The organism is Haloarcula sp. CBA1129 (assembly GCF_008729015.1).
Taxonomy (GTDB): Archaea; Halobacteriota; Halobacteria; order Halobacteriales; family Haloarculaceae; genus Haloarcula.
In genome coordinates this window covers 3,208,525-3,234,114 of record NZ_RKSM01000001.1, presented here as the reverse complement: position 1 = coordinate 3,234,114, position 25,590 = coordinate 3,208,525, and the positions used below count along the sequence as shown (strand labels likewise).

The following is a 25,590-nucleotide window of genomic DNA, read 5'->3' as shown; positions in this document are numbered from 1 at the left end:
GGTCGGTGGTCACTCCCAGTTGCTGCGGATTTCCTCAGCAGCGGTCGTCAGTGCGTCTTCGGCGCTCGCGTCGCCGTTGAACGCCTCGATGAGGGCGTTCTCAAGCGGCGACCACACTTTGTTCATGCGCGGGTCGGTCGGCATCGGAATCCCTTGGCTGACGGTCTGTGAATACGTCTGGACGTGGTCGGGGAGTTTGTCGCTACCGACGAGGCTGTCAAGCACTGGAATCGCACCCTGCTCTTCGGCGAGTCGCGTCGCGTGGTCCTCGTTGGTGGCGAACCACTCGACGAAGTTCCGGGCGGCCGTGGCATTGTCCCCGCCCTCGCTCATCGCGTCCGCGAAGTACCACATCGAGATACCGGTGTACGGCGTCACCTCGCCGCCGTCGATGGCAGGGAACGTCGCCACTTCGTAGTTCACGTCGCTCTGGTTCAGCGTCGCAAGATACCATGGCCCGTTGACCGCGAAGGCAGCGTTCCCCTCCGAGAACGTCGCAGCCTGCGGTTCGTAGTTCGGGTCGTCCGGCATATACGGACGGAGGGTGTCGAGCGCGAACTGGAGCCCTTCGATGGCTTCGTCGGCATCCAGCCCGAGCGCCGGGTCCTGCTCCGGATCGAAGTAGTAACCGCCGAAGGCCTGAATCCACCCGCTCGTGAAGTACGGGTCGAACGGCGCAGCGAGGCCGTACTGGCTGCTACCCGGGTCGTGGTACGCCTCCATCGCCGCCACCATGTCGTCGACCGTCTCGGGTGCCTCATCGACGATGTCCGCGTTGTAGATGAGCGTCACCGTCTCCGCTGAGTGCGGGAGTCCGACGACGGCGTCGTCGAACTGGACGGCGGAGGCGGCGGCGTCCGTGAACTGATCGAGGCTCACGGAGAGCTCGTCGGACTGGTCGACGACGAACTCCCGCTGGTAGTAGTCGCCGACCCAGTCGTGTGCCCACTCAAATATCTCCGGCCCTTGGCCGGCCGGAATCGCGCTCGTGGTCTTCTTTTCCATATTGGAGATATCAGACCCGTCAACGCCGAACTCCGTCTCGCTCTCGAAGGCCTTCATCGCGGCCTCGCGTGCAGGTATCTCCGAATCCTGCAGCTGGTACCACGCCGTCGCGGTCCCGGAGGACTGCTGGCTCCCGCCGCTTGCCCCGTCGTCTGAACCGTCGCCAGATGCCGTTCCTCCGTCCGAGCCGCCACTGCCCTGCTCTTGCACACTACAGCCAGCCAAGGCTGTAGCCGCCCCGACACCGCCGATCCGCTTGAGCACTGTCCGTCGTTCCATTGTCATGGATAGATATGGGATGAAATAGTCCTTCATAACTTAAATCATTCGGAAATCGAAGGAGACAATGATGATAGATTCCGGGAATCGGCGTGAAGTCGCCGCGACGTATATGGGTTTCAACAAATCAGGCGCGGGAAAATAAGCGAGGTAATATCTTTTCTAAAATTCAACCGGAAGCGTAACACTCACGGGACCGTCCCCGCACCGTAGGCGTATGCACCATCCAGGCCCGCCGCGGTTCGCAACCGTCGGCGAATCGGTCGAACTGGCCCCGCGCCAGCCCGATCCCGATATGGCTGCCGAGTGGCGGTTAGTCGAGCGGCCAGCGGCGAGTACAGCGACGCTTGGCGACGGCCCGGTCTGTCACCTCGACCCCGACACACCGGGCGTCTATCGAGCCGAGCTAACCGCCCCGGACGGCACGCACGAACAGGTCATTCGGGCGTTCCCAGCGGTCACCGAGACGGGCCGGTTCAGCGTCGCGAAAGGCGACTTCGGCGACGATGGCGAGAGCACCGATTTCGCCGTCGCCGACCGCGCCATCGTTATCGGGAAGTTCAACGACTTCACGATGGGGACACACTGGGCCGAGCGCGATGGCGACGAGTGGATCATCGAGACCGACCTGCCACCGGGGACCCACCACGCTATCTTCAGCTTCGACGGCTCCTTCGAAGCGATTGCGACCGACGAGGTCACTATTGAAGGGCCCGGCCGGCCGCGGGTCGAACTCACTGGAGAGACAGTAGACGGGGACTTCGTCGTCTCAGCGGACGCCCGCGCGGCCCCGTCGGGGAGCGAGCCGATGGTCGAATTCTACCTCGACGACCGCGACGCGCTGGAGGAGTCCGCGGTGACCATCGACGGCAATGAACTCCGGGTGCCACACGAGGCCCTGCCCGAAACAGCCCGGCTTCACGCTGTCGCTGTCGCCGAGCGTCACAGCGTCGCGGACACGCTAGTCGTGGAGAGGGGTGACGGGAGCGAGGGCGGGACCACAGACCCCCCAGCGACTGTCTCGCGGCCCGCCGACCCGCCGACGTGGGTCAGCGACGCCACCATCTACGAGATATTCGTCCGGTCGTTTGCCGGCGAAACCGTCGACACGACCTTCGAGGCCATCGAGCGGCGGGTCCCCTACATCGAGTCGCTGGGCGTCGACGTGGTGTGGCTCACCCCCATTCAGGCGAGTCCGACCCGCCATGGCTACCACATCACCGACTTCTTCGACACCGCCGAGGACCTTGGGACTCGCGAGGAGTTCGAATCGCTGGTCGACCGACTCCACGAGGCCGGCATCCGCGTGGTATTCGATCTGGTCATCAACCACAGCTCGCGGGACCATCCGGCGTTCCAGCTCCACCGAGCCGGCGTCTCCGAGTACGCCGACTATTACGAGCGGATACCGGCGTCACGTGACGTCTCCGACATCGACTGGGCTGGCGAAGACGCGCCGGGCCACTACTTCAACTGGACGCGAATCCCGAACCTCAACTACGATTCGCTCGCCGTCCGCCGCTGGATGCTCGATGTGGTGGACGACTGGCGCGACGTGGTCGACGGGTTCCGCTGTGACGTCGCTTGGGGCGTACCACACGGGTTCTGGAAGGAAGTCCGGGAGCAGGTGAAAGCCGACGACCCCGAGTTCCTGCTGCTCGACGAGACGGTCCCGCGTGACGCCGCGTTCGCCGAAAACGAGTTCGACGTTCACTACGACACGGACCTATTCGACACGCTCCGGGACATCGGAACCGGTGAGAAACCGGCGTCGTCGCTGTTCGAAGCAGTTGATGCGTCGGTCGAGCACGGCTACCCCGACCGCACCGGCCACATGCGGTATATCGACAATCACGACGAGGACCGTTACCTCGACGAATGCGGTGAGACATCGCTTCGGGCGGCCGTCGGAGCCACGTTCACGCTTCCCGGAACGCCGATGATATACGCCGGTCAAGAGCGCGGCGTCGAGCAACAGCGGGGAACGATGCGTTGGCACGACGGCGACAACGCCCTGACCGACTTCCACCGACGACTGGTGGCGCTCCGCGCGGATCACGCCCCACTGCGTGCATCTGAGGTACGCCCGGTTCCCCACACCGTCGAAACGGGCGATGCGGAGGCGGTTGTCGCCTACGAACGCACCGACGGTGACGAGACGCTGGTGGTCGTTCTGCACTTCGGCGACGGGACAGCGAACGTCTCGGTCGACACCCAAATCGGGGGTACCGACCTCCTCGGCGGCGACCCGATCAGCAGCGGCGGGACGGTCGAGGTCAGAGATATCGTCGTCGCACCGGCATCGAGAGAGCGCTGACGGTTCTCGGTTTCACGACCGCTTCGACTGTGCTAGAACTTCTATGAAAAATCCCATCAAACTTATTAGCGATGGGTGTGAGACTCTGTGTAATGGCGAGTCTCGAACTAGACGGTCTCCGCAAGGAGTTCGACGGTGGCTCTATCGTGGCGGTCGACGACATCGACCTGTCCATCGACGACGGGGAGTTCGTAACGGTGGTCGGTCCGTCGGGGTGTGGCAAATCGACGACACTGCGGATGATTGCCGGACTCGAACGGCCGACGAGCGGTCGTATCCGCATCGGCGACGAGGACGTAACGGACGTCCACGCCCGTAAGCGCGACGTTGCGATGGTGTTTCAGAACTACGCGCTGTATCCGCACAAGTCCATCCGACAAAACATGGCGTTTGGCCTCCGGATGAGCACGGACCTCTCGAAGGAGGAACGGCAGGAGCGAGTCATCGAGACGGCCGAGATGATGGGTATCGGGGACCTGCTCGATGACACACCGGACCAGCTCTCGGGCGGGCAGAAACAGCGTGTCGCACTCGGGCGCGCTATCGTTCGCGAACCCGACGTGTTCCTCTTCGACGAGCCACTCAGCAACCTCGACGCGAAGCTCCGGACGACGATGCGGACCGAAATCCAGCGCCTGCAGGAGGAACTCGGCATCACGGCCGTCTACGTCACCCACGATCAAGAGGAAGCCATGACGATGGGCGACCGCATCGTCATCCTCAACGACGGGCGACTCCAGCAAGCCGGCCGGCCGAAGACGGTGTACGAGAACCCGACGAACCAGTTCGTCGGCGGCTTCGTCGGCTCGCCGTCAATGAACTTCCTCGACGTGACCGCGGAACCGCTCAGCAGCGGCGTGCGCCTCACCGGCGCTAACGACGACTTCGCTTATGATCTCACGGGTGGCCGTGCCAGTGCCTTCGGCGACATCGAAGGCGGTTCGTACGTGCTGGGTATCCGACCGGAACACGTCTCCGTCAGCGACGGCGGCGACCAGAACGCCGTCCCGGCGACTGTTGACGTGCTCGAACCCGTCGGCAGCGACAACTACCTCTATCTCAATCTGGGCGAGTCGAAGACCGGGTTCGAGGGCGACGGCGCGCCGGATTTCATCGCCAGAGTGAGCACCGACGTGGAGCCAGCCATCGGCGACCGCGTACAGGTCTCATTCGATGAATCCGCCGTCCACCTGTTCGACCCGGAGACCGGCGAGACAGTTACGGCCAGCGAAGACGCGCCTGTCGCGACGCCGCAGTAGTCCACTCTCGGCCGTAGTCGCTGTTTTCGACCAGTTATACAGTTCCTACTCTCCCTCGAAGCTTTGGGGAAACTAGGTGTGGAAAAAGAGTTACTCGCGGACGCCCAGCGGCTCGGCAGTGAGCTCCCCGGCGTCAGCGAGGTGGGCGACCGTCGCTAGCCGGAGTGCGTGGGGCCAGCCGAGCGGCGTGCCACAGTCCGGCGTCCCGTCGTCGAACAGTTGCTCAGGGAGGTAGCCGCTGGACTGGACGAGCGAGCCGCCGGGGAGAATCTCGCCCAGCAGATCACGGGACCGGGCGTAGGCCGCCGCCGCCCGGCTGTCGTCGGCATCGCGCAGGAGCGCACCGAGTTGAGCGGCGCTGTTTGCGCCCCACGCCGTCGAGACGGTCCAGATTTTCTCTCGGTCTTGCGAGCCACGCCGCCAGTCGTCGCCCTCGAAGCGGATGAGACCGCGGATATCGCCGGTGTCCCGTTCCAGCCCGTCGAGTGTCGTCTCGACGTGGGTCCAGAGCCGTTCACGAGTCTCGGTCGACAGATCGACGGTCTCGGCGGCGACACGACAGGCTGCGGGGAGAGCCAGCGTCGCAGAATCCAGACGGTCGTCGATGGTCCCGTCGTGTTCGCGGAGTGCGTAGCGGTCACCGGTCCACAGGCTGTCCAGCGCCGACAGCACCGTCTCGGCCTGTGACCGGGCGTGGTCCCGGAGCGCTGCACAGACGGGTGCGCGGGCGACGGCCGCGTAGGCGTGCAGGAAGGTCGCAGCGGTGTGTGTGAACCGCCCCTGCATATTCTCCCATGCGTTCTGGCAGGCGACCGGGAGACCGTCGTCGGCCAGCGTGTCGTCGATGCTCTCGACGGCGCGCCCGAGCGTGGTCTCGATGCGCTCCGGGTCGGTCGGCTCGCCAGTCCGGAGATACGTCGCGAGGAAGCTGGTGACGCTTGCGGTTTGGTCAGCCTGATAGTCCGCGTCCGCGCCGCTTTCGAGCCGGGCGTTCGCCCAGCCCGGCGCGAGCGTCTCGTCGCCGGGCCAGACCCGGTGGGGCCAACTGCCGTCCGGGTGCTGGGTGCGACAGTAGAACTCGGCGGAGCGCTGGTGCCACGACGCCAGTCCGAGGCCGAAGGTCTCGTCGGCTTCGAGCAGGAACGCCGATATCTCGGCGTCGTCTCGGAACCACGTGTAGCCGTAGCCGCCGGAGGTGACGTAGTACGGGTCGAAGTCGGGGGCAGCGATTCTGGCTCCGTTCGTGGCCGAAAGCAGCGAGAGGACCCGAAGGTCGGAGACAACGCTCTCACGACTCGGCGTGTCCGCAGGCGCGGTCCATCGCCGCTGTGCCTGACCCGCTTCGAGCAGCGTCTCCGAGGTGTGGCGGTCACTCACCAGTCGGTCGATGGTCGACAGCGCCGCGTCGCGGTCAGTTTCGTCCGTGTCCGTCAGCAGCGTCGCCAGTGTGACGCCGCCGTCGACGAACGGCGCAGACAGCAGGACACCGCCGGTCAGCGTCGTATCCTCGTACCGCCGCTCCCCGGTCGCCCGGGGGAACGAAACCGGGTCGTCGTCGACGAGTTCGGGCAGCCGCTCGGGAATCTGGCCCTGCACGGTGTCGAGGTCGGTAGAGACGCCAGCGAAGTCGTGTTCGGACCGGTGGTAGGCCTCGACGGTGTTTCCGTGCATCAACAGGCTTTGCTGGCCGTCGCGCCCGTCCGGTGCGAAGTCAACGAACGCCCGTAATGACGCGTCAGCGGGTGCATCGCCGCGGAGTTCGAACCGAGTGACGTGTGCCTGTTCGATAGTACAGTCTGTCTGGACAACTGCCCAGTCGCCGCAGTCGTGGATAGTCTCGACGACGCCAGCGTCACCGAGATACCGCTGGTCGGCGTCAGCGCTGAACCACGTCGTCGAACCTGTGTCGATGCCGAACCGCGAGCGGTCGATCCCCGTGAGTCCACACAGCGGATAGGAGTAGTCCCGTAGTGAGCCATCGCGGTCAATGTGCACTAGCCGACTGTCGAGTCCGGAGAAAAAGCCCGTCGTAGAGCGCAGTTCACCCGGGAACTGGTGGCGGCGGTCCCGCGTCCGCTTGAAGTCGTTGAGTGCCGTCCGGAGCGTCATTGGAGAGAGACACCACTGCAAGGGATATAAAATATGGTGTAATAGTTATTCATTCTTGTGACTGCTGGCGCGAGACCGTCGACGGTACGTCCCCCGCCGGCGGCTCCAAGGCGTTTCCGGGCTACACAGCACCGAAACACAGTTATCCGCCGCCGTTACCAGATGTGAACAGATGGACGATTCGACTCTCAGGGACAGGCTGGCACAGTTGGGTCTGTCGGAGAAAGAAGTCGACACGTACCTGTCGATTCTCGGCAGCGGCGAGGCCACAGCAAGCGAAATCGCCGACGATACCGGTGTCTCCAAACGGTACGTCTACAGTATCAGCGAATCGCTCGAAGACCGCGGGTTCGTCGAGGTCAACGACCACGTCGTGCCGACGACGATCCGCGCTCGGCCGCCCGAGGAAGTCATCGACGCCCTGACCGACCGGCTCGAAGAGATGAGCGGGGCGCTCGATTCCCGATACTCGGCAAGTGCACGAGAACCACAGCAGTTCGACGTCATCAAGTCGCGGGTGACAGTCATCAAGCGGCTCACGGAATACATCAGAAACGCGGAGCGCGAGATCATGCTGTCGGTTCCCCAGCAGTATCTCCCGGAGATATCGGAGGAGCTGGTCGCGGCCGTCGACCGCGGCGTGCTCGTGATGCTAGTCGTCAGTAGCGCCGACGACCTGCGCCCCGAGGACGTGAGCGGGCTTGCCTCCGTCGCCCGGTCATGGGGCCAGCCGATGCCGATAATGCTCACCGTCGACGCCCAGTTCGGCCTCGTCTCCCCGGCCGAGATGGTGACACGCACCAACTCCGACCAGCGCGCAATCGCCTTCGTCCAGCAACAGCTCGTCCCGGTGCTGTCAGGCTCGTTCCTCGGGAACTACTGGCTGATGGCCACCGAGGAGACCGTTACCGACCCGGCCCCGCTTCCGGCCACCTACCACGACTTCCGCCACGCCGTCCTCCAAGCGACACTCCACCTGCGCGCCGGCCACGATGTCCACGTTTCCGCGGAAGTACGGGCGGTACAGGCAGACGACGACACAACCACCATCGAGGGCACCGTCATCGAGACGAAACAGGGGGTCGCCGAACCACAGACCAACTCCTACCCCATCGAGCACACGCTGGTCGTCGACATCGGCGACCGGACTGTCTCGCTTGGCGGCTCCGGGTCGTTCATCGAGGACTACGAGACCGACGCGGTCACGCTCTCGCTGGCCGAGTGAAGCGAGACAGTCCGACAGCGGAGGCAAAGCAGCTGTTCAGTTGCGCTGGCTCGGGTCCGGCCAACGGTAGATGACGTACGTTTCAGACTCCGGTTCGTTCGTCGGGTTCCAGACCAGACGAAGCGTCGCGTCGCTCAGGTCCAGATACGACCCGCCACCGGTCCCGGAAAAGTGGCCCTGATGTATCGTAATCCGGGTGCCCGATGTAATCCGCGTCGCGGCCTGTGCCTGTATCGGGTCGGTGTCCAGCGTCACGTCGCTGCCACCGGAGGTTTTCGCGCCCGTCACAACAACCGAGAGAGAGTCCCTGTAGACGGTCTCGCCGCTTTTGAAGCTGAGATTCAGATACTCCCCGTTGCCGGTGGTCCGCTCGCTGTAGTCGGCCACGATAGCGACCTGCGGGGCCTGCGTGGGTCGCTGCTCGCTGAAGCCGAGCGCGAACACACCGATGGTGGCAGCAAGAATAGCAGCAATGCCGACGAGAATGACGACGCCGATAACCGGACTTACGCCCCGGCTTCGTCCATCTACCCGACTCATTGAACACAGGTGAGAACTGGGTGTATAAAAGAAGCAGCGTCAGCTCAGCGTTCGATATCGGCCAGCCGTCGCTTACGCCGTCGGGAACAGCGTCTCGGGGAGGTCGCCCGCCAGTTCGTCGCGGTCGTGGACAGCCTCGAAGTCGGGGTCGGGCCCCATCGGGACGATTCGCTTCGGGCTCACGTCGGGGTGGGTGGTGTAGTAGTGCTCCGTGATGTGGTCCATGTTCACCGTCTCGGCGACGCCGGGGAGCTGGTAGAGGTCTCGGAGGTACGGCCAGAGGTTGTCGTACTCGCGGATGAGCTTGTGGTTGCACATGAAGTGGGTGTGATACACTTCGTCGAAGCGGACGAGCGTCGTGAACAGACAGATGTCCGCCTCGGTCAGGCGGTCGCCGGCGAGGAAACGCTGGTCTTCGAGCACGGCATCCCAGTGGTCTAAGGCGTCGAACAGCTCTTCGACAGCCTCGTCGTAGGCCGACTGGCTGTCAGCAAAGCCACAGCGGTAGACGCCGTTGTTGATCGGCTCGTAGATGTCGTCAATGATGTCATCGACTTCCGCTTGGTAGCCTTCAGGGTAGAGGTCCACGTCGTTGTCAGCCACGTCGTCGAACTCGGTGTCGAGCATCCGGAGAATCTCCTCGGATTCGTTGTTGACGATGGTCTCCTCCTGCTTGTCCCACAGCACCGGGACCGTCACGCGACAGGTCGCGTCGGGGTCGGCTTCGACGTAGACCTCGCGGAGGTAGTCCGACCCGTTGACCGTGTCCGGCGTGCAGCCCTCCTTCTCGGGCGTGAACTGCCAGCCGTCCTCACCGCGATATGGGTCGACGTAGTCGACGGTGATGGCGTCTTCGAGTCCCAGCAGCTTCCGGGCGACCAGAATCCGGTGGGCCCACGGACAGGCGCGGCAGGCATAGAGATGATACCGGCCAGCTTCGGGCTGGAATCGTGCGTCGGGGTCGTCCTCCACCCGGCCTCGGAAGGTCGTGTCCTGCCGGTCGAAGGCCCCGTCCTCGTTCGTTGTTTCGTACGCGTCGGTCCGCCACTCACCCTCAACGAGCATATTCATGTTACCGTCTATAGGCGCGCGAAGCGTAAAAGAACGCGGTGACAGCGGTGTTACCGGCGACAGCTCACACCGGACCGAGACACAGGAGCCCGGCCACAGCGACGGCCGGTACGGGGCCGTTCGCGGCTGTAGGCCGCTGTGTGAGACACCACGACACGCGGCCGGGCGGGTTCGAAGCCCTTATTGGGCCGCTCGGCGACGTATTCTCCAAGAGTACCTATGTCGGACAAACCCGCCTCAATGTACCGGGACATCGACAAGCCCGCGTACACCCGACGCGAATACATCACGGGCATTCCCGGTTCGAAAATCGCACAGCACAAGATGGGCCGCAAACAGAAGGACGCCGACGATTACCCCGTCCAGATCAGCCTCATCGTCGAGGAGACCGTCCAGCTCCGTCACGGCTCGCTGGAGGCCTCCCGCCTGTCGGCCAACCGCCACCTCATCAAGGAGATCGGTGAGGAAGGCGACTACAAGATGACGCTGCGGAAGTTCCCCCACCAAGTCCTGCGCGAGAACAAGCAGGCGACCGGTGCCGGGGCCGACCGTGTCTCCGACGGGATGCGTGCCGCCTTCGGGAAGATCGTCGGCACCGCCGCCCGCGTTCAGGCCGGCGAACAGCTGTTCACCGCCTACTGCAACGTCGAGGACGCAGAGCACGTCAAGGAAGCGTTCCGCCGCGCCTACAACAAGATCACGCCTTCTTGCCGTATCAAGGTCGAACGCGGCGAAGAACTGCTGATCGCGTAAGTCGAGCGGCGTTCGCTCGCCGTTCGCAGGGCTGGACGACCGCTGATCGTCGCCCGGCCTCGTTTTCCGGCCGCTCCGTAGGGTACTGAGCCGTGCCTCAATCGCGAAACCATGCGCTCGGGGGGCATTCTTGTACCATGTCACCAGTACCCACAATACTCTTGCAGTCGTCCTGCGTACCGTCGAACATGGCATTCCGACTCGTACTTCTGACCCTCGGTGTCCTCGAACTGCTCCGGCCCCGGCAGGTCGTCGACTTCTGGATGGGGCTCGCGACGACGAACAGCGACGAAATAGACCTGCGCCCGTGGGTGTACAGCGCCGCTCGCGTCGAGGGTGCCCTCCTCGTTCTGTGGGCGCTCCGACGAAGTCGCGGCAAGTGACCCGGCAGCACTACAGGGCACCCACTGCTCTAGGTGGGATGCCAACGCTGACAGCGGCCGCTACGCCTCGTCGGACAGTCGGACCGTCATTACCGGTGTGTCCGCCGTCCGAACGACCTTCTCGGCGACGCTCCCTAGCAGAAACCGGTCCAGACCGGTCCGGCCGTGGGTTCCCATGACGATCATATCGACGCCCGCAGCCTCAGCGTAGCCAATGATCTCCTCGTACGGGTCACCCATTCGGTGCTCGGCGACGACGGCCGCGCCGTGGTGGGCAATGTCATCGACCGTCTCATCGATGACCTGCTCGGTCTGTTCCTGTAGTGATTCGATGGTCGTGGCTTCTGCCGCGGCGCTCCCGAGATACGTCGAATCGACGACAGAGAGCACATGAATCGTCGAGTCGTGTGTCTTCGCCAGTTCGAGCGCGTGGGCAAGTGCTTCGTCTGCGCCGTCACTCCCGTCCGTCGGAAAGAGTATATCGTCGTACACGACTGTCCTATTTCTCCCACTATACTTAGTGGTTCTCTGACAATTTCGCCAATCGTTTCGCATTCGTGGATTGTACACCGCCGTTCTGTGGCTGGCAGCGAGCAGTACGCGATACGTAACAGGGTTCGGCCACCGCGTGCTGACAGTGGCTGCGAGCGTGTTTTATCCCTCCAAACCAACTGAAACCCATGCACAGGCTGGCCGTCGCCACGAACGCCGAGACCTTCGAGCGGATGCAGGGGCCGCTTTCGGCCCGGGACATCGAGGTGGGCCACGTCGAGACGGCCGAGCGGACGCTGCCGCTCGACGAGAGCCCGTTTGACGAGTACGACGTGGGCTTCGTCTACCCCTCTCGAATCATGGAGGGGGCGGTCGCCGACGCCATGCTGGACGTGCCGTGGGTCAACGACCGCGAAGCCATCCTCCGCTCGCGGAACAAGGCCGACGTGCTGGCGCGCCTCGGCCGTGCGGACATCCCTGTTCCCGAAACCGTCGTCGTGTCGAACCCGGCGAGCGAGGCCGAACTGACGGCGGCGTTCGAGCGGTTCGACCCCCCCGTTGTGGTGAAGCCGAACTCGACGACCCGCGGCGTCGGCGTGGCCAAGGCCCACGATCTGGATTCGTTTCTCGGCATCGTCGACTACCTCGATCTGGTCCATGACTACCGCGCGGTCAGCGACCAGTCGTTTCTCGTTCAGGAGTACATGCCCAACGCCGCCGACTACCGCGTGATGGTCGTCGACGGCGAGTACGTCGGCGCGGTCGAGCGCCGGCTCCCCGAAGCGAGCCGCGAGCAGGGCCGGTGGAAGCACAACGTTCACCGCGGGGCCGAGGCCGAGGGCCAAGAACTGCCAACGGAGCTACGCGAATTAGCCGAGGACGCAGCCGACGAACTGGCGATTCCGTATCTCGGCGTCGACCTGCTGGTGACCGAAGACCGCGCGGTAGTCAACGAAACGAACGCTCGGCCGACAATCGACTCGGCGACCAAGTACGAGGACGGCTTCTGGGACGATCTGGCGGCGTTGATACGCACCACGGCGGAACGGTAGGGCTGTCGCTGCGGTGGAAATAGTGGACAGAACAGCGACGAGAACGCGACGGGCGCGCTACAGTTCGATGTCGGCAGAGTCCTCTTCGGGGTCGAAGGTGACTTCGAGGATACCGTTGTTGTACGTCGCGGCGGCGGAGTGTTCGTCGACGCGGGTCGGTAGCGTCAGTCGTTCGTGGTACTCGCGTTCCGCGCTCTCGGCGTTGATGGTGAGGACAGTGCCGTCACACTTGAGGTCGATTGCGTCCTTGTCGACGCCCGGAACGTCGGCGACAACCCGGATTTCCTCGTCGGTTTCGTGAACGTCGACGTGGAGGTCAGCCCCACCACCACCGGTGTCCCGGTCGATGTGAACGTCGCCTTCGGCCCCCATCATTTCGTCCATCATCCGCTCTATTTCCCGGAAGAACTCGTCAAACGGGTCGTCACTGTCATCGCGTCTCATTCCTATAGGTCAGTACGTTCGTCCGTTTCAAAAGCCTTCGGACGAACCTGTGACCTGTCAACTGACACTGTCGAGCAGATGCTCTCACTCGAGCAGACACTATCACTATTAATCATTCGAACCCGAACGCGCATAAACAAACACAAATTTACAACAAATCCGAAAACACTTTACACTGACCGACTGCCTCTCTAGGTACCAATGAGTGAGCCAGTCCGCGTCGGCCTCAACGGCTTCGGCCGTATCGGCCGCAACGTATTCCGCGCATCGTTACACAACGACGACGTCGAGATCGTCGGTATCAACGACGTGATGGACGATTCGGAGATCGACTACTTCGCCCAGTACGACACCGTTATGGGTGAACTCGAAGGAGCCAGCGTCGACGACGGCGTCCTCACGGTCGAGGGGACCGACTTCGAGGCGGGCATCTTCCACGAGACAGATCCCACACAGCTCCCGTGGGACGACCTCGATGTGGACGTTGCCTTCGAGGCGACCGGCATCTTCCGCACCAAGGAGGACGCGAGCCAGCATCTCGACGCCGGGGCCGACAAGGTCCTCATCTCCGCGCCGCCGAAGGGCGACGAACCAGTCAAGCAGATCGTCTACGGCGTCAACCACGACGAGTACGATGGCGAAGATGTCGTCTCGAACGCCTCCTGTACGACCAACTCCATCACGCCGGTCGCGAAGGTGCTGGACGAGGAGTTCGGCATCAACGTCGGTCAGCTGACGACGGTCCACGCCTACACCGGCTCCCAGAACCTGATGGACGGCCCGAACGGCAAGCCCCGCCGTCGCCGCGCGGCCGCCGAGAACATCATCCCGACCTCGACCGGCGCTGCGCAGGCGACCACCGAGGTCCTGCCCGAGCTTGAGGGCAAACTCGACGGGATGGCCATCCGCGTCCCGGTTCCCAACGGCTCCATCACCGAGTTCGTCGTCGACCTCGACGAAGACGTGACAGAGGGCGATGTCAACGCCGCCTTCGAGGAAGCCGCCGCCGGCGAACTTGAAGGCGTGCTCGGCGTCACGAACGACGATGTGGTCTCCTCCGATATCCTCGGTGACCCGTACTCCACGCAGGTCGACCTCGCCTCGACGAACGTCGTCAATGGGCAGACGAAGATCCTCACTTGGTACGACAACGAGTACGGCTTCTCGAACCGGATGCTCGACGTGGCCGAGTACATTACAGAGTAGGCGCCGAAACGGTTTGTGGCGTCAGAAAGGTTTATAATTATTATTTACTAAGAATACGGCACACAGAGAGTCCGACCAGCACTTGACCACTGGTCAGCTCTGTGTGTCGGCACAATCAGCTGTGCCCGCAGTCGACATCTGTGACCCGGTGTCAACTGTGTACGGCGACGGTGACCCCACCAACTCCCACCCCATCTCTCTCCCCATTTCTGCGTTGGCAGCCGGCACACGTAGCAGTGCTACTCACCCGGCAAGCCGTCCACTACTCGGACTCGGAAACCGTTAAGCGGCCAGCAGGTTTCCTCCCGAGTGATGACGTTCCAGACGCTCGATGACCTCGACGACGGACAGCGCGCCCTCGTCCGACTCGACCTCAATTCACCGGTGGAGGACGGCACGGTACAGGACAACCGACGGTTCGACCGGCACGCGGAGACGATCAGCGAACTCGTCGACCGCGGGTTCGAGATCGCAATCATGGCCCATCAGGGCCGCCCGGGCCGCGATGACTTCGTCTCGCTTTCCCAGCACGCCGACATCCTCGCGGAGCACATCGACCACGACGTGGACTTTGTCGACGAGACCTACGGGCCACAGGCGATTCACGATATCGCCGATCTCGACAGCGGCGACGTGCTCGTGCTGGAAAACACCCGGATGTGCGACGACGAACTCCCCGAGGAAGACCCCGAAGTGAAGGCCCAGACAGAGTTCGTCCAGACGCTGGCCGGGGAGTTCGACGCCTACATCAACGACGCCTACTCGGCGGCCCACCGCTCACACGCCTCGCTGGTGGGCTTCCCGCTCGTGATGGACGCCTACGCCGGCCGCGTGATGGAGACCGAGTACGAGGCCAACACCGCCATCGCCGAGAAGGAGTTCGACGGGCAGGTGACGATGGTCGTCGGCGGAACGAAAGCCACCGACGTCATCGACGTGATGACTCATCTCGACGAGAAAGTCGACGACTTCCTCCTTGGCGGTATCGCGGGCGAACTGTTCCTGCGGGCCGCGGGCTACCCGGTCGGCTACGACATCGACGACGCGAACCTCTACGACGAGCAGTGGGAACAGAACAGCGAGAAAATAGAGACCATGCTCGATGAGCACCGCGACCAGATCACGCTCGCGGTCGATCTAGCCTACGAAGACGACGGTGACCGCGCCGAACAGGCCGTCGACGACATCGAGGAGAAAAGCGTCTCCTACCTCGATGTCGGCAGCGAGACCGTCATGGAGTACTCGCCCATCATCCGCGACTCTGAGGCCGTCTTCGTGAAGGGCGCGCTGGGGATGTTCGAGGACGAGCGCTTCTCCGTCGGTACCGCCGGCGTGCTCGAAGCCATCGCCGACACCGATTGCTTCTCCGTCGTCGGCGGCGGCGACACGTCGCGGGCCATCGAAATGTACGGGATGACAGAAGACGAGTTCGGCCACGTCTCTATTGCAGGGGGGGCCTACATCCGGGCACTGACCGGTGCGGAACTGGTCGGCGTCGAAGCGCTCCAGCGCTAACTGCGGCTTTTCGTCTCCGCGTGTCTTAGGTCCCAGTCCGTGCAGTCGTCGGGTACGTCGACGACCCGCTTCGTTTCGGTTGGGCCCGTCCGTGCGTGACGGGCGGTCCAGTCGTGGTCAGCGTCGGTCGTGGCTGCCATACACCGCAGTACCAGCGGCGAGAGTAAATTCCTTCCCCTGTAATCTCGTAAATAATTACTCGATTCCGAGTCTATGTTACGTCTCCGGGAAGCGAAGTGCTTTCCGCGGGCCGTACCGTATCTGGGGTATGTTCACCGGAATCGTCGAGACGACCGGCGAGGTGCAGGCAGTCATCGATGACGAAGGCGGGCGTCGGATGCGGATCGGCGCGCCGTTCGAGGGACTCGACCACGGCCAGTCGATCAGCGTCAGCGGCGTCTGTCTCACCGTCGAGAAGGTGACCGACGGCGAGTGGTTCGAGGTGTTTCTCGCGCAGGAAACCCTCGCTCGGACGTTCTTCGATGACCTCGACGGCGGCGACCGGGTGAACCTTGAACGAGCGATGCCCGCCGACGGCCGGTTCGACGGCCACATCGTGCAGGGCCACGTCGACACGACGGCCGAGATCGTCGGCATCGAACAGGAGGGCGAAGACTGGACGTTCACGTTCTCTCTGCCAGAGGCCCACCGAGACTACCTAGTGCAGAAGGGGTCGATAACGGTCGACGGCATCAGCCTGACCGTCGCCGACCGGCGCTCCGAGGAGTTCGACGTGGCGATCATCCCGACGACGTACGCCGAGACGACGCTGTCGGAGAAGTCGGTCGGAGATCCGGTGCATCTGGAGGTCGACGTGGTCGCGAAGTACGTCGAACAGTTGGTCTAGGGGTCGAACTCTGTCTTCTCCGGACGAAGGGCGACCTCATCCGAGTCTTCGTGAGCCCGCTTGTACGCCTGCCGATAGGCATGAATTTTCCTCAGCAATAGCAGGCCGAATATCGAGTCGTACACGATGACGAAGCCGAAGAAGGCGACAAGGAAATTGACGTTGTATATCGAGGCCGCGATGGCCGTGACTGGGCCGGCCAGCGTGTTGTAGACGGCGTGGATGAGCGAAGCGATGAGCAGTCCCTTCAGGACGATTGGGCCGGCGTCGTCCGGATTGAACTTGGCCAGTCCGAGGTAGTAGCCAGCGAAGGCCGAGTAGATGACGTGGCCCGGCCCCGCGAGCGCTCTGACCGCAGCGATATCGCTGCTGGCGGCGAGTAACTCAACCGTCCCGGTGGCCATCTCTGCGTTCTGGGTGATATACAACGCGTTTTCGATGGTCGCAAATCCCAGCCCGGCGACAGCACCGTATACCGCACCGTCGACAACAGTGTCGAAGCGTTCGTCGCGGAACGCGTACAGTCGTACCGCCAGCAGTTTCACCGTCTCTTCGACGGGCCCGACAATGAGGAAGAAAACGAACACCTGACCGAGGTACGGCACAAGCCCGAACCCGGAGCCGATTGCCTGAACTGGCTCCCCCAGAAAGCCGTTGAGAATGCCGGCGAAGCCAGCAAACAACACTCCCAGAAAGAACGTCCCCACGAGCAACGTCAGCGGTTCCTCCGTGGTCACATCGGCGTAGTAGATGTAGGCCGCGAGACCGAGCGCCGGCACGGCAGAAAGAATAGCCATTCCGGCAAACAGCGGCTGGTCGCTGAGTGCGCCGAGGCTCCCGAACGCCAACTGCAAGAGGAGAATCGCGATGGCTGCGACAATGACTAGGTACCGCAGCGTGCGGATTCCGATGTGGTAGAGCCAGTGGGCGAACCGGTCCAGTGTCGACCGCGGCTCCCAAGTCGATATCTCATAGAGGTCTACCGACTCGTCGGCGTTTACCTCGACCGGGTCCTGCCGTCGCTTTCCCATGTGCCACGTCTACAGTCCGTCTCACCTAACCGTTTGGTTCGATTAATATCCGAGCGAACACTGGAGAGTCGTGGGCGACCGCAGCGGGGCCAACACAGGCTCTGCTACCGGGGTCCTTGCGGGAGACGAGAGGCTTTTCGCACAGGCCCACTAACGAGGACACATGACGCTACGCGCGGGTGTACTCGCGGTTCAGGGCGATGTCTCTGAACACGGGGACGCGATCAGGCGGGCGGCAGCGGCCCACGACCGGACTGCGGAGGTCGTCGAGATACGTGAATCGGGACTGGTCCCCGACTGCGACGTGCTGTTACTGCCGGGCGGGGAATCCACCACGATTTCGCGGCTCATCCACCGAGAGGGCATCGCCGACGAAATCCAGACCCACGTCGAGGCAGATAAGCCGGTGCTGGCGACGTGTGCTGGGCTCATTGTCAGCGCGAGCGACGCACAGGACGACCGCGTCGACACGCTGAACGTCATCGATGTCTCCGTCGAGCGCAACGCGTTCGGGCGACAGAAGGACAGTTTCGAGGCCCCGCTGGACGTGGACGGGCTCGGCGAGCCGTTCCCCGCGGTGTTCATCCGCGCGCCGGTCATCGACTACGTCGGCGCGGACGTCGAAGTGCTGGCGACGTGGGACGACCGTCCGGTCGCAGTCCGTGACGGGCCGGTCGTCGGCACGTCGTTCCACCCCGAGCTGACCGAGGACCCGCGCATCCACGATCTGGCCTTTTTCGACTCCGTGGAGTCGTAACGACGGCCTGAAGGCCCCGCTGACCGAACGGCGGCTATGAGCGACGACACCGGCGACGTCATCGATGAACTGTTCACTGTCATCGAGGACCGGAAGGCGAACCTTCCCGAAGACTCCTACACCGCCTCGCTGTTCACCCACGAGAAGGGCGAAAACGCCGTTCTGGAGAAACTCGGCGAGGAGACAACGGAACTGATTCTGGCCGCCAAAGACGACGACACCGAGGAACTGGCCCACGAGTCGGCCGATATCGTCTATCATCTGCTCGTCCTGTTATCGATGAAGGAAATGGATGTGGACGATTTGCGGGCAGAACTGGCGAAGCGGCGGTAGGGAGACCGCTCATCGGGTGAGCGCGCGTTAGATTGACACCGGTACAGTTCATATCAGTGAGTATGGGCCATGTGGTGTCGGGCATTACAGTCCTCTGTGTCGATGACGAACCGTCGTACGCAGACCTGATTGCGACACATCTCGAACGCAACGACGAGGCGATTGACGCCACCGGGGTCACAAGTGCTACCGACGGACTGTCGTATCTAGACGAGCACGACGTGGACTGTATTATCAGCGACTACAACATGCCGGGCATCGACGGGCTGGAATTTCTGGAAGCGGTCCGCGCCAGAGATCCGGACATACCGTTTCTGCTATTTACCAGTCAGGGAAGCGAGTCGCTCGCGAGCGAGGCAGTCACGGCCGGAGTCACCGATTACATTCAAAAAACGCATGGGTCCCAGCAGTACGCTGTGCTCGCACAACGGGTCCGAAACGCAGTCGAGCGAGTCAGAGCGAAAACAACGGCCGACACCGTACAGGAACGAACGACACGGATTCTCGACGCGATGAACGATGCAGTCCTCGTCAGCGTGACCGACTCCGTCGTATATGCGAACCCAGCGGCAGTGGATCTGTTCGGCGCAGCCGACAGCGACGAACTCTGTGACCGGCCACTGACTGCCCTCGTCGAACCGACGGCGGACGGTGGGACCGAAGCCATCGAGCGCGTCGTCGAGAACGACCAGCCAGCCAGCCAGATCGGACGGATGATACGAACGCTGGCCGGCAACAGCGTCCAGACCAGCATCACAGCGTGTGACGTGACTTGGGACGGCGAAGACGGCACAGTGTCGGTCATCAGCGACCGGAGCGATACGGACAAGCGAGAGCAGCGGCTCGAAGCGCTACACGAGGCCACCCGGGAGCTGATGGCCGCAGAAGTCCGAAACAAGGTCGCCGGCATCGGGGTCAACGCCGCCGCAGATATTATCGGGCTCGACGCAAACGCGGTCCACCTCATCAACGACGACGGCCAGTTAGAGCCTGTCGCCGCGACCGCATCACTCCGAGAGTTGGTCGGTGACATCCCGACGTTCGAGCCGGGCGACAGCATCGCTTGGCGGGTGTACGAGCGCGGCGAGGCGACCGCAGTTCCTGACGTACGACTGGAGTCGGACGTGCAAAACCCCGAGACACCCATACGTAGCGAACTGTACCTGCCACTCGGGGAATACGGCATTCTCATCGCCGCATCGACGACCATCGATGCCTTCGACGAAGCAGACATCGTCGCTGGACGGGTCCTTGCGGCGAACATGGAGGCGGCTTTCGCCGCTGTCGAGCGCGACAGACAGCTCCGTGACCGTGAGCAGGAACTGTCGACCCAAAACGACCGTCTGGAACAGTTCGCCACAGTCGTCAGTCACGACCTTCGCAACCCCCTGAACGTCGCTATCGGCCGGTTGGGTACGCTGAAAGAGGAGTGCGACGACGACAACATCACTTCGATAGAGCAGGCACTCGACCGGATGCAGGCGCTGATTGACGACCTCCTGTTGCTGGCCCGGACCGGCGACAGCATTACCGAGATGGAAACGGTGGCACTGGCAACGGCAGCCAGAGATTGCTGGGAGGTAGTCGATACCGGCGACGCGACGCTTGTGGTCGACACCGACCGCAAGATACAGGCGGACATGACGCGGCTCAAACAGTTGCTGGAGAACCTGATCCGAAACGCCGTGGAGCACAGCGCTACGGACAGTCGGGTGCAGTCCGACGATGCCGACAAGCACAGCATGTCAGCTGTGACGATAACGGTCAGTGAGAGTCCAGACGGGTTCGCCGTCTCGGATGACGGCCCGGGAATCCCCGAAGCCGACCGGGAGACAGTGTTCGAAAGCGGCTACTCGACGACGACTGACGGCACCGGGTTCGGGCTCTCGATAGTCTCACAGATCGCCGCTGCTCATGGGTGGACGGTCACGCTCACCGAAAGCGACAGCGGCGGCACACGCTTCGAGTTTGCTGGCGTCGACGTGGCATCGGAGGAATAGGGCGCTCAGTCGTCGTCTTCGCCGCGGGCTTCGCTCATGTGCTCCCAGATTTCGGTACAGCCACAGCCGTCTTCCACGTCTGCAAGATGCGCCCGCTCCGGGTCGCTCGCTTTCGACGTCGTCGCCATTTCTGTCATGTAGTTACCGAGGGTTACCGGAGTTGATAAGGGTTGCCTGCGACGCGGTGGCAGCCCGCCTGCCGCTCGGTGGTGGCTACCGGGAGTCGCTACCCGTCGCGGTGCTACTCGTCGGCGGGCGCGAACCGGTGGCGGACGACCTCGCTGTCGTCGTCCCACTCGAAGCTGCCGTGGACTTTCCTCATTCGCTTCTTGTACGCAGCGAGGTCCTCTGACCCCTCTCGCTGTGCGTCCTCGTCGGTCATATCGCCCAGCGTCCGGTGTGTTACGTCTGTCACCTCGAACTCGGTGCCGTCTATCTCGAACGTATCGCCCTCATCGGCGTACTGGTGGCCGCGGTGCATCTGGGTGACCCGTCCCTCGGCGGCCATCTGCTGGACGTGGTCGTTGGGCAGAATCTCGCCGGCATCGATGTGTGCCATACCGGACCTGTGTTCGGGACGGGCAAAAACGTGACTCGCAACAGTTTGGGGCGCGATTGAACGCGCTTTTACGCTCCGGCCGTCAACGGAACCTATGAGCCATCCCTTCGAGGGTCTGCCGACGACGCCTACCGCCGAGGAGCTCGTGGACAAAGCCTTCTCGCGGGCGTCGCGCGCCGGCGGGGCCAAGGACGGGAACGAAGCCCAGCAGTCGATGCTGATGACGGCGTCGAACATCGCCTCCGACAATATGGAGAACGTGGTGACCGCGTGGCCGACGATTGATGATCTCGACCCCTTCTACGTCGAACTCGCTGACGCCGTCGTTGGCGAGTCCTACCCCGCGGACGACGACCCCGGTATCGACGCGCTGAAACAGCACCTTTCGGAGATCTCGTGGGCCGCCGACAAGGTCGTCGAGATCCGTCAGGAGTACGAGAGCCGCGTCGCCCGCGGCGACATCGACACCGCCCGGAAGCTCCGAAAACAGGCCTTCGCCCGTATCGCCGACGTCGTCGAGGAAGTCGAAGACGACCTCGCCGCCGTCTCGACCGCACACAACGCCCTCAAAGACATCCCCGACATCCGCCCGGACGAACCAGCCATCGTTGTCGCCGGCTACCCGAACGTCGGCAAGTCGTCGTTCGTCAACCGCGTCACGCGAGCCGACAACGAGATCGCCTCGTACCCGTTCACGACGACCCAGATCCGCGTCGGTCACTTCGAAGACCAGCGCATCCGCTACCAGCTCGTCGACACGCCCGGCCTCCTCGACCGACCGCCGGAGGACCGCAACGAAATCGAGTCACAGGCCGTGAGCGCGCTCGAACATCTCGCCGACGCTGTCCTCGTGTTCGTCGATCCCAGCGGCGAGTGTGGCTACCCGCTCGCAGACCAACTGGAGCTGCGCAACGACATCGAGGCGCGTTTCGACGTGCCGGTGCTGACCATCGCGAACAAGAGCGACCTCTCGACGGACGTTGAGGCCGACCACTACATGAGCGTCACCGAGAACGACAACGTCGACGGCGTGTTGCAGGCCGCTATCGACGCGGTGGGCTACGAGATAGAACTGCCGTTTGACGAGGAGTAGCGAGACGCCGACAGCGAGACGCCGACCATCGGGAGGCGTCTCGCTTACGCCGAGCGGGGAGCATAGCGGCCCGCGAGGATTGCGGTTACCATCGGGAGGCGTCTCGAAGACTCCGAGCGGGGAGCGTAGCGACCCGTGAGGAATGCGGTTACCATCGGAAGGCGTCTCGAAGACTCCGAACGGGGAGCGTAGCGACCCGTGAGGAATGCGGTTACCATCGGGAGGCGTCTCGAAGACTCCGAACGGGGAACGGAGTGACCCGTGAGGACTGCGGTCAGCATCGGGAGGCGTCTCGCTTACGCCGAGCGGGGAGCGTAGCGGCCCGTGAGGATTGCGGTCACTGACAGGACTAGCTGTGGATAGCGGTCACTAGCACTCAACGTTTTGAAAACGCCCGATGGAAGGTGAGTAAGAGCGACTTATTCCAGTTCGTACGTGACGCTGACGGAGGCGTCGACAGTGACTTCGCCGGGTTCGATGTTCGTTCGTCCGCCGGCATCGCCGGCGTAGGCGGCCGTCTCGTACACGACGGGCCGGCCGTGGTTGCTGGTCTGGACCGTGACGGCGTCGCCGACGGCCCGGTTTTCAGCAGTGGCAACCACTTCGGCATCAGTCCGGGCGTTGTCCATGGCGGTCGTCAGTGCTTCTTCCCGGGCGTCCTGTCGCGTCTCCTCGCTCAGTGAGTAGCGCACACCCTCGACGCGGTCCGCGCCGGCGTCGACCGCGGCGTCGATGAGCGTGCCGGCGGCTCGAACGTCGCTCGTTTCGGCTTCGATGGTGTGGATCGCCACGTAGCCGACCTGCTCGCGGCCTTCCCTACTCTCCTCGTATTCGGGTCGGATCTGGAACCGCGAGGAGGTCACATTCGCGCCCTCGTCTTCCAGCGCCGAGGTGATGGCGTCGGCGTCGCCAGTGAGGTTGTTGCGTGCCGCTTCGGCCGTCTCACCGTGGCCGACCGCGGCGACGGTGACAGTTGCACGGTCGGGTGCGCGTTCGACGGTCGCGTCGGCGTTGACGCTCACGGTCGAATTCGTCGAGGGTGCAACGGCTCCGGTGTCCGCGAATGCGAACCCGACGCCGCCGGCAACGAGCAGTGCCAGTACGCCAGCGATTGCGAGTGGTCGTGATACCATATCGTCCCCAACATGCCCCGCGGTATTTATGTCATCGAACGCTCAAAGTCGGCTTTGAGCGTCAGCCGTTCCGTTCGACAGTGACGTAGTGGACTTCCGTCGCAACGTCTTGGCCGGCCGCATCGTCGGCCACGGTATCGAGTTGGTCGACAAGCAGTGGCTGCTCCGCGCCCGGCGGCAGGCCGACGGTGACGACGACACGGCGCGGCTGTTGGAAGATCGCAGTATTGGTGGATTCGACTTCGACCGACAGCACGCGGGCCGGCGGGTCGACGCTTCCCTCGATGCCCTCGCGGATATCCGACTCCGTGGTCGCCTGCTGGTAGGAGTCGAAGGTGACGCCGCCGAGAAACGCTGAAAGGACGAGTATCGACACGGCGAGGACGCCGATGCGTTTGACAGTCGCCGACCGGGCGTCGCTCTCCCGGAACCAGTGTTCCGGACGGTAGCCCTGATACCAGAGCCCCACAAGCACTGCGAGATTGATCGAAAGGACGTTTACCAGCAGGAGGACAGCGGATCCGAGGCTGACAAGCGGTTGGCCCCACGCGATGCCGATGCCGACCGTCGCCGCTGGCGGGATGAGCGCGACAGCAATCATGACACCGACCAGCGCCGTTGAGACGCCGCTGGTGAGGCTAACGACGCCGGCCGCGCCAGCACCGAGTGCGACGACCAGCGAGAGGAAATCGGGGGCGACCCGCTCGCGTATCTGGCTGACAGAGGTCACGTCAGCGAGCGGCGGGATGACGTTGGCATACCGGACGAGCAGGGCGAAGACAGTCGCGCTTACCACGGCGAGTCCGAGTCCGATAGCTTGGAGTTTGACGCCCCGGGCGAACATCTCCTGATCATCGACGACGGTACCGACGTTGGCGGTCATCGCCGGCCCAATGAGCGGTGCAATGACCATCGAGCCGACGACGACGGCGGGAGAATCGAGCAAGAGCCCCGCGGTCGCGATAATCGCGCTGATGACGGTCATGAGCCCGTAGTTCGACAGCGAGGGAGCGAGGTCGTTTGCCTTCGAGGTGAGTTCCTCCCGCGCGATGCGGTCCTCGTCTTCCTCCTCGGCGTACTTCTCCTCTAGCTCGTCGAACTGGCTAGAGATGACAGTGTTCGCGTCCACGACGACCGTATAGCCGTCGTCGTTGATACCGACATCCCGCAACTCTTCGAGGACTGGTTCGAGTGCGTTGGTCGGGACTGGAAAAGTCACGGCAGCGGTGAACTCCCGCGCACTCGTCTCGTCAGTGAGCACGTAATCAATGCCCTCCTCTGCCAGCACGCTCAGGACGGCGTCACGCTTCCCTGTCGGAATCAGTATCTGGACCAGCCGCACGGCTCCGGGTGGGACCCGTGGGGGTAAAAAAGCGGCTGGTCAGCGGGTCTCATGTGCGAGGCAGCGGGAAACACGGTTGCCCCGGAACTGTCGGCCCTCACAAAACGGACGCGCTTTTCCCCGCTGGCAGAGTACACGGGGTATGTTCGAATCACGACCGGACCGCGACGCCGAGGTGGTGCTTGTCGGCCGGTCAAACGTCGGGAAATCGACGTTGATGCGCGAGATAACGGGCCACACGTTCGACACGGGCCAGCGGCCCGGTGTCACGCGTTCGCCTAACCACTTCGACTGGGCCAGCACCGATTTCGTCATCAGTGATCTCCCCGGCTTCGGGTACATGAAAGGCGTCCCCGAGGACGTCCGTGAGGAAATCAAGACTGATGTGGTCCAGTACGTCGAGCGTCACGCCGAGCATATTCTCCTCGGTATCCTCGTCGTGGACGGCAAGTCCGTCATCGACATCATCGACCGCCACTCCGGCCCCGACGAGATTCCACACGACGTGGAGATGTTTCACTTCCTCCGAGAGGTCGGCGTCGAACCGGTCGTCGCCGTCAACAAGATGGACAAGGTCGACGACAAGGACGACCGTTTGAACGAACTCTGTGACCGACTCGGACTGCACCCGCCGTGGCAACAGTGGCAAGAGACTATCGCACCGATCAGCGCGAAACGCAACTCCATCGAGCCGCTGAACGAGGCCGTCCGACACCACCTCCACGAGGCCCAGCGGGATGACCTGTTTCAGTTCTTCTGAACAGCGCACCTGTTCGGATCGCTCCCTAGGCGAAATAGGGGTAATCCTCCAGTAGTTTCGACCATCCTCCCGAGACGGGTTCTCT

At 63.3% G+C, this 25,590-nt stretch carries 26 protein-coding genes; 14 read left to right on the top strand and 12 right to left on the bottom strand.

Annotated elements, in window-relative coordinates:
- Window positions 1–9 precede the first annotated feature (9 nt).
- Entirely contained in the window at window positions 10–1,290 is a 1,281-nt protein-coding gene (locus tag Har1129_RS16405) for an extracellular solute-binding protein (RefSeq protein ID WP_191906094.1), read from the bottom strand.
- A gap of 211 nt (window positions 1,291–1,501) precedes the next feature.
- On the opposite strand from Har1129_RS16405, the gene Har1129_RS16400 reads away from it, so the two are divergent.
- Together Har1129_RS16400 and Har1129_RS16395 are read left to right on the top strand one after the other, a co-directional pair.
- The gene (locus Har1129_RS16400) at window positions 1,502–3,601 is read left to right on the top strand and encodes an alpha-amylase family glycosyl hydrolase (protein ID WP_151101804.1); all 2,100 of its coding nucleotides are present in this window, start codon (window positions 1,502–1,504) and stop codon (window positions 3,599–3,601) included.
- A gap of 92 nt (window positions 3,602–3,693) precedes the next feature.
- Window positions 3,694–4,860 (top strand): ABC transporter ATP-binding protein, encoded by a 1,167-nt coding sequence (locus Har1129_RS16395; RefSeq protein ID WP_151101803.1) that lies wholly within the window; start codon window positions 3,694–3,696, stop codon window positions 4,858–4,860.
- Window positions 4,861–4,950: 90 nt separating this feature from the next.
- Here the strand turns inward: Har1129_RS16395 and Har1129_RS16390 are convergent, their stop codons facing one another.
- On the bottom strand, window positions 4,951–6,969 hold the full coding sequence (locus Har1129_RS16390; RefSeq protein WP_151101802.1) for a glycoside hydrolase family 15 protein: 2,019 nt from the start codon (window positions 6,967–6,969) through the stop codon (window positions 4,951–4,953).
- A gap of 172 nt (window positions 6,970–7,141) precedes the next feature.
- Between Har1129_RS16390 and Har1129_RS16385 the strand changes: the two genes are divergently transcribed.
- Window positions 7,142–8,194 carry a TrmB family transcriptional regulator gene (locus Har1129_RS16385; protein WP_151101801.1) on the top strand — a complete coding sequence of 351 codons (1,053 nt, stop codon included), beginning with the start codon at window positions 7,142–7,144 and terminating at the stop codon, window positions 8,192–8,194.
- A gap of 36 nt (window positions 8,195–8,230) precedes the next feature.
- Here Har1129_RS16385 and Har1129_RS16380 read toward each other — a convergent pair whose 3' ends face one another.
- Both Har1129_RS16380 and Har1129_RS16375 read right to left on the bottom strand, forming a co-directional pair.
- Window positions 8,231–8,734 carry a type IV pilin gene (locus tag Har1129_RS16380; protein WP_151101800.1) on the bottom strand — a complete coding sequence of 168 codons (504 nt, stop codon included), beginning with the start codon at window positions 8,732–8,734 and terminating at the stop codon, window positions 8,231–8,233.
- A gap of 72 nt (window positions 8,735–8,806) precedes the next feature.
- The gene (locus Har1129_RS16375; protein WP_151101799.1) at window positions 8,807–9,805 is read right to left on the bottom strand and encodes a glutathione S-transferase family protein; all 999 of its coding nucleotides are present in this window, start codon (window positions 9,803–9,805) and stop codon (window positions 8,807–8,809) included.
- Window positions 9,806–10,024: 219 nt separating this feature from the next.
- Here Har1129_RS16375 and Har1129_RS16370 point away from each other — a divergent pair, with 219 nt between their 5' ends.
- Together Har1129_RS16370 and Har1129_RS16365 are read left to right on the top strand one after the other, a co-directional pair.
- The gene (locus Har1129_RS16370) at window positions 10,025–10,558 is read left to right on the top strand and encodes a 50S ribosomal protein L16 (protein ID WP_004515406.1); all 534 of its coding nucleotides are present in this window, start codon (window positions 10,025–10,027) and stop codon (window positions 10,556–10,558) included.
- Between the two features lie 188 nt (window positions 10,559–10,746).
- Window positions 10,747–10,941, top strand: coding sequence for a hypothetical protein (locus Har1129_RS16365; RefSeq protein ID WP_151101798.1), 195 nt, complete (start codon window positions 10,747–10,749; stop codon window positions 10,939–10,941).
- Window positions 10,942–11,001: 60 nt separating this feature from the next.
- Here the strand turns inward: Har1129_RS16365 and Har1129_RS16360 are convergent, their stop codons facing one another.
- Window positions 11,002–11,433 carry a universal stress protein gene (locus Har1129_RS16360; protein ID WP_151101797.1) on the bottom strand — a complete coding sequence of 144 codons (432 nt, stop codon included), beginning with the start codon at window positions 11,431–11,433 and terminating at the stop codon, window positions 11,002–11,004.
- Window positions 11,434–11,621: 188 nt separating this feature from the next.
- On the opposite strand from Har1129_RS16360, the gene Har1129_RS16355 reads away from it, so the two are divergent.
- Complete coding sequence (locus Har1129_RS16355; RefSeq protein WP_151101796.1) at window positions 11,622–12,485, top strand: RimK family alpha-L-glutamate ligase; 864 nt, start codon at window positions 11,622–11,624, stop codon at window positions 12,483–12,485.
- 57 nt (window positions 12,486–12,542) lie between these two features.
- Here Har1129_RS16355 and Har1129_RS16350 read toward each other — a convergent pair whose 3' ends face one another.
- The gene (locus tag Har1129_RS16350) at window positions 12,543–12,929 is read right to left on the bottom strand and encodes an Hsp20/alpha crystallin family protein (protein ID WP_151101795.1); all 387 of its coding nucleotides are present in this window, start codon (window positions 12,927–12,929) and stop codon (window positions 12,543–12,545) included.
- Window positions 12,930–13,130: 201 nt separating this feature from the next.
- Here Har1129_RS16350 and gap point away from each other — a divergent pair, with 201 nt between their 5' ends.
- On the top strand, window positions 13,131–14,135 hold the full coding sequence (gene gap / locus Har1129_RS16345; protein WP_151101794.1) for a type I glyceraldehyde-3-phosphate dehydrogenase: 1,005 nt from the start codon (window positions 13,131–13,133) through the stop codon (window positions 14,133–14,135).
- 312 nt (window positions 14,136–14,447) lie between these two features.
- A complete protein-coding gene (locus Har1129_RS16340; RefSeq protein WP_151101793.1) occupies window positions 14,448–15,650 on the top strand; it encodes a phosphoglycerate kinase in 1,203 nt (400 codons plus the stop codon).
- On the opposite strand, the gene Har1129_RS20750 is transcribed toward Har1129_RS16340, so the two are convergent.
- On the bottom strand, window positions 15,647–15,790 hold the full coding sequence (locus Har1129_RS20750; protein ID WP_191906093.1) for a hypothetical protein: 144 nt from the start codon (window positions 15,788–15,790) through the stop codon (window positions 15,647–15,649). The genes Har1129_RS16340 and Har1129_RS20750 overlap by 4 nt on opposite strands.
- A 128-nt stretch (window positions 15,791–15,918) precedes the next feature.
- On the opposite strand from Har1129_RS20750, the gene Har1129_RS16335 reads away from it, so the two are divergent.
- Entirely contained in the window at window positions 15,919–16,497 is a 579-nt protein-coding gene (locus Har1129_RS16335) for a riboflavin synthase (RefSeq protein WP_151101792.1), read from the top strand.
- On the opposite strand, the gene Har1129_RS16330 is transcribed toward Har1129_RS16335, so the two are convergent.
- A complete protein-coding gene (locus tag Har1129_RS16330; protein WP_151101791.1) occupies window positions 16,494–17,528 on the bottom strand; it encodes a PrsW family intramembrane metalloprotease in 1,035 nt (344 codons plus the stop codon). The genes Har1129_RS16335 and Har1129_RS16330 overlap by 4 nt on opposite strands.
- Window positions 17,529–17,691: 163 nt before the next feature.
- On the opposite strand from Har1129_RS16330, the gene pdxT reads away from it, so the two are divergent.
- The 3 genes from pdxT (at window position 17,692) to Har1129_RS16315 (ending at window position 20,618) form a co-directional block, all read left to right on the top strand.
- On the top strand, window positions 17,692–18,285 hold the full coding sequence (pdxT, locus tag Har1129_RS16325) for a pyridoxal 5'-phosphate synthase glutaminase subunit PdxT (protein ID WP_151101790.1): 594 nt from the start codon (window positions 17,692–17,694) through the stop codon (window positions 18,283–18,285).
- Window positions 18,286–18,321: 36 nt separating this feature from the next.
- Window positions 18,322–18,618: a phosphoribosyl-ATP diphosphatase gene (hisE, locus tag Har1129_RS16320; protein ID WP_151101789.1), complete on the top strand. Its 297-nt coding sequence runs from the start codon at window positions 18,322–18,324 to the stop codon at window positions 18,616–18,618.
- Between the two features lie 62 nt (window positions 18,619–18,680).
- The gene (locus tag Har1129_RS16315) at window positions 18,681–20,618 is read left to right on the top strand and encodes a response regulator (RefSeq protein ID WP_151101788.1); all 1,938 of its coding nucleotides are present in this window, start codon (window positions 18,681–18,683) and stop codon (window positions 20,616–20,618) included.
- A gap of 5 nt (window positions 20,619–20,623) precedes the next feature.
- Here Har1129_RS16315 and Har1129_RS21245 read toward each other — a convergent pair whose 3' ends face one another.
- On the bottom strand, window positions 20,624–20,755 hold the full coding sequence (locus Har1129_RS21245; RefSeq protein ID WP_255518352.1) for a hypothetical protein: 132 nt from the start codon (window positions 20,753–20,755) through the stop codon (window positions 20,624–20,626).
- 104 nt (window positions 20,756–20,859) lie between these two features.
- The gene (locus Har1129_RS16310) at window positions 20,860–21,177 is read right to left on the bottom strand and encodes an ASCH domain-containing protein (RefSeq protein ID WP_151101787.1); all 318 of its coding nucleotides are present in this window, start codon (window positions 21,175–21,177) and stop codon (window positions 20,860–20,862) included.
- Window positions 21,178–21,271: 94 nt separating this feature from the next.
- Here Har1129_RS16310 and Har1129_RS16305 point away from each other — a divergent pair, with 94 nt between their 5' ends.
- A complete protein-coding gene (locus tag Har1129_RS16305; protein WP_151101786.1) occupies window positions 21,272–22,270 on the top strand; it encodes a GTPase in 999 nt (332 codons plus the stop codon).
- A 419-nt stretch (window positions 22,271–22,689) separates the two neighbouring features.
- On the opposite strand, the gene Har1129_RS16300 is transcribed toward Har1129_RS16305, so the two are convergent.
- Together Har1129_RS16300 and Har1129_RS16295 are read right to left on the bottom strand one after the other, a co-directional pair.
- Entirely contained in the window at window positions 22,690–23,403 is a 714-nt protein-coding gene (locus tag Har1129_RS16300) for an SIMPL domain-containing protein (RefSeq protein ID WP_151101785.1), read from the bottom strand.
- Between the two features lie 61 nt (window positions 23,404–23,464).
- Window positions 23,465–24,745, bottom strand: coding sequence for a TIGR00341 family protein (locus Har1129_RS16295; protein ID WP_151101784.1), 1,281 nt, complete (start codon window positions 24,743–24,745; stop codon window positions 23,465–23,467).
- A 142-nt stretch (window positions 24,746–24,887) separates the two neighbouring features.
- Between Har1129_RS16295 and engB the strand changes: the two genes are divergently transcribed.
- On the top strand, window positions 24,888–25,505 hold the full coding sequence (engB, locus tag Har1129_RS16290) for a GTP-binding protein EngB (protein WP_151101783.1): 618 nt from the start codon (window positions 24,888–24,890) through the stop codon (window positions 25,503–25,505).
- Window positions 25,506–25,590: the final 85 nt, after the last annotated feature.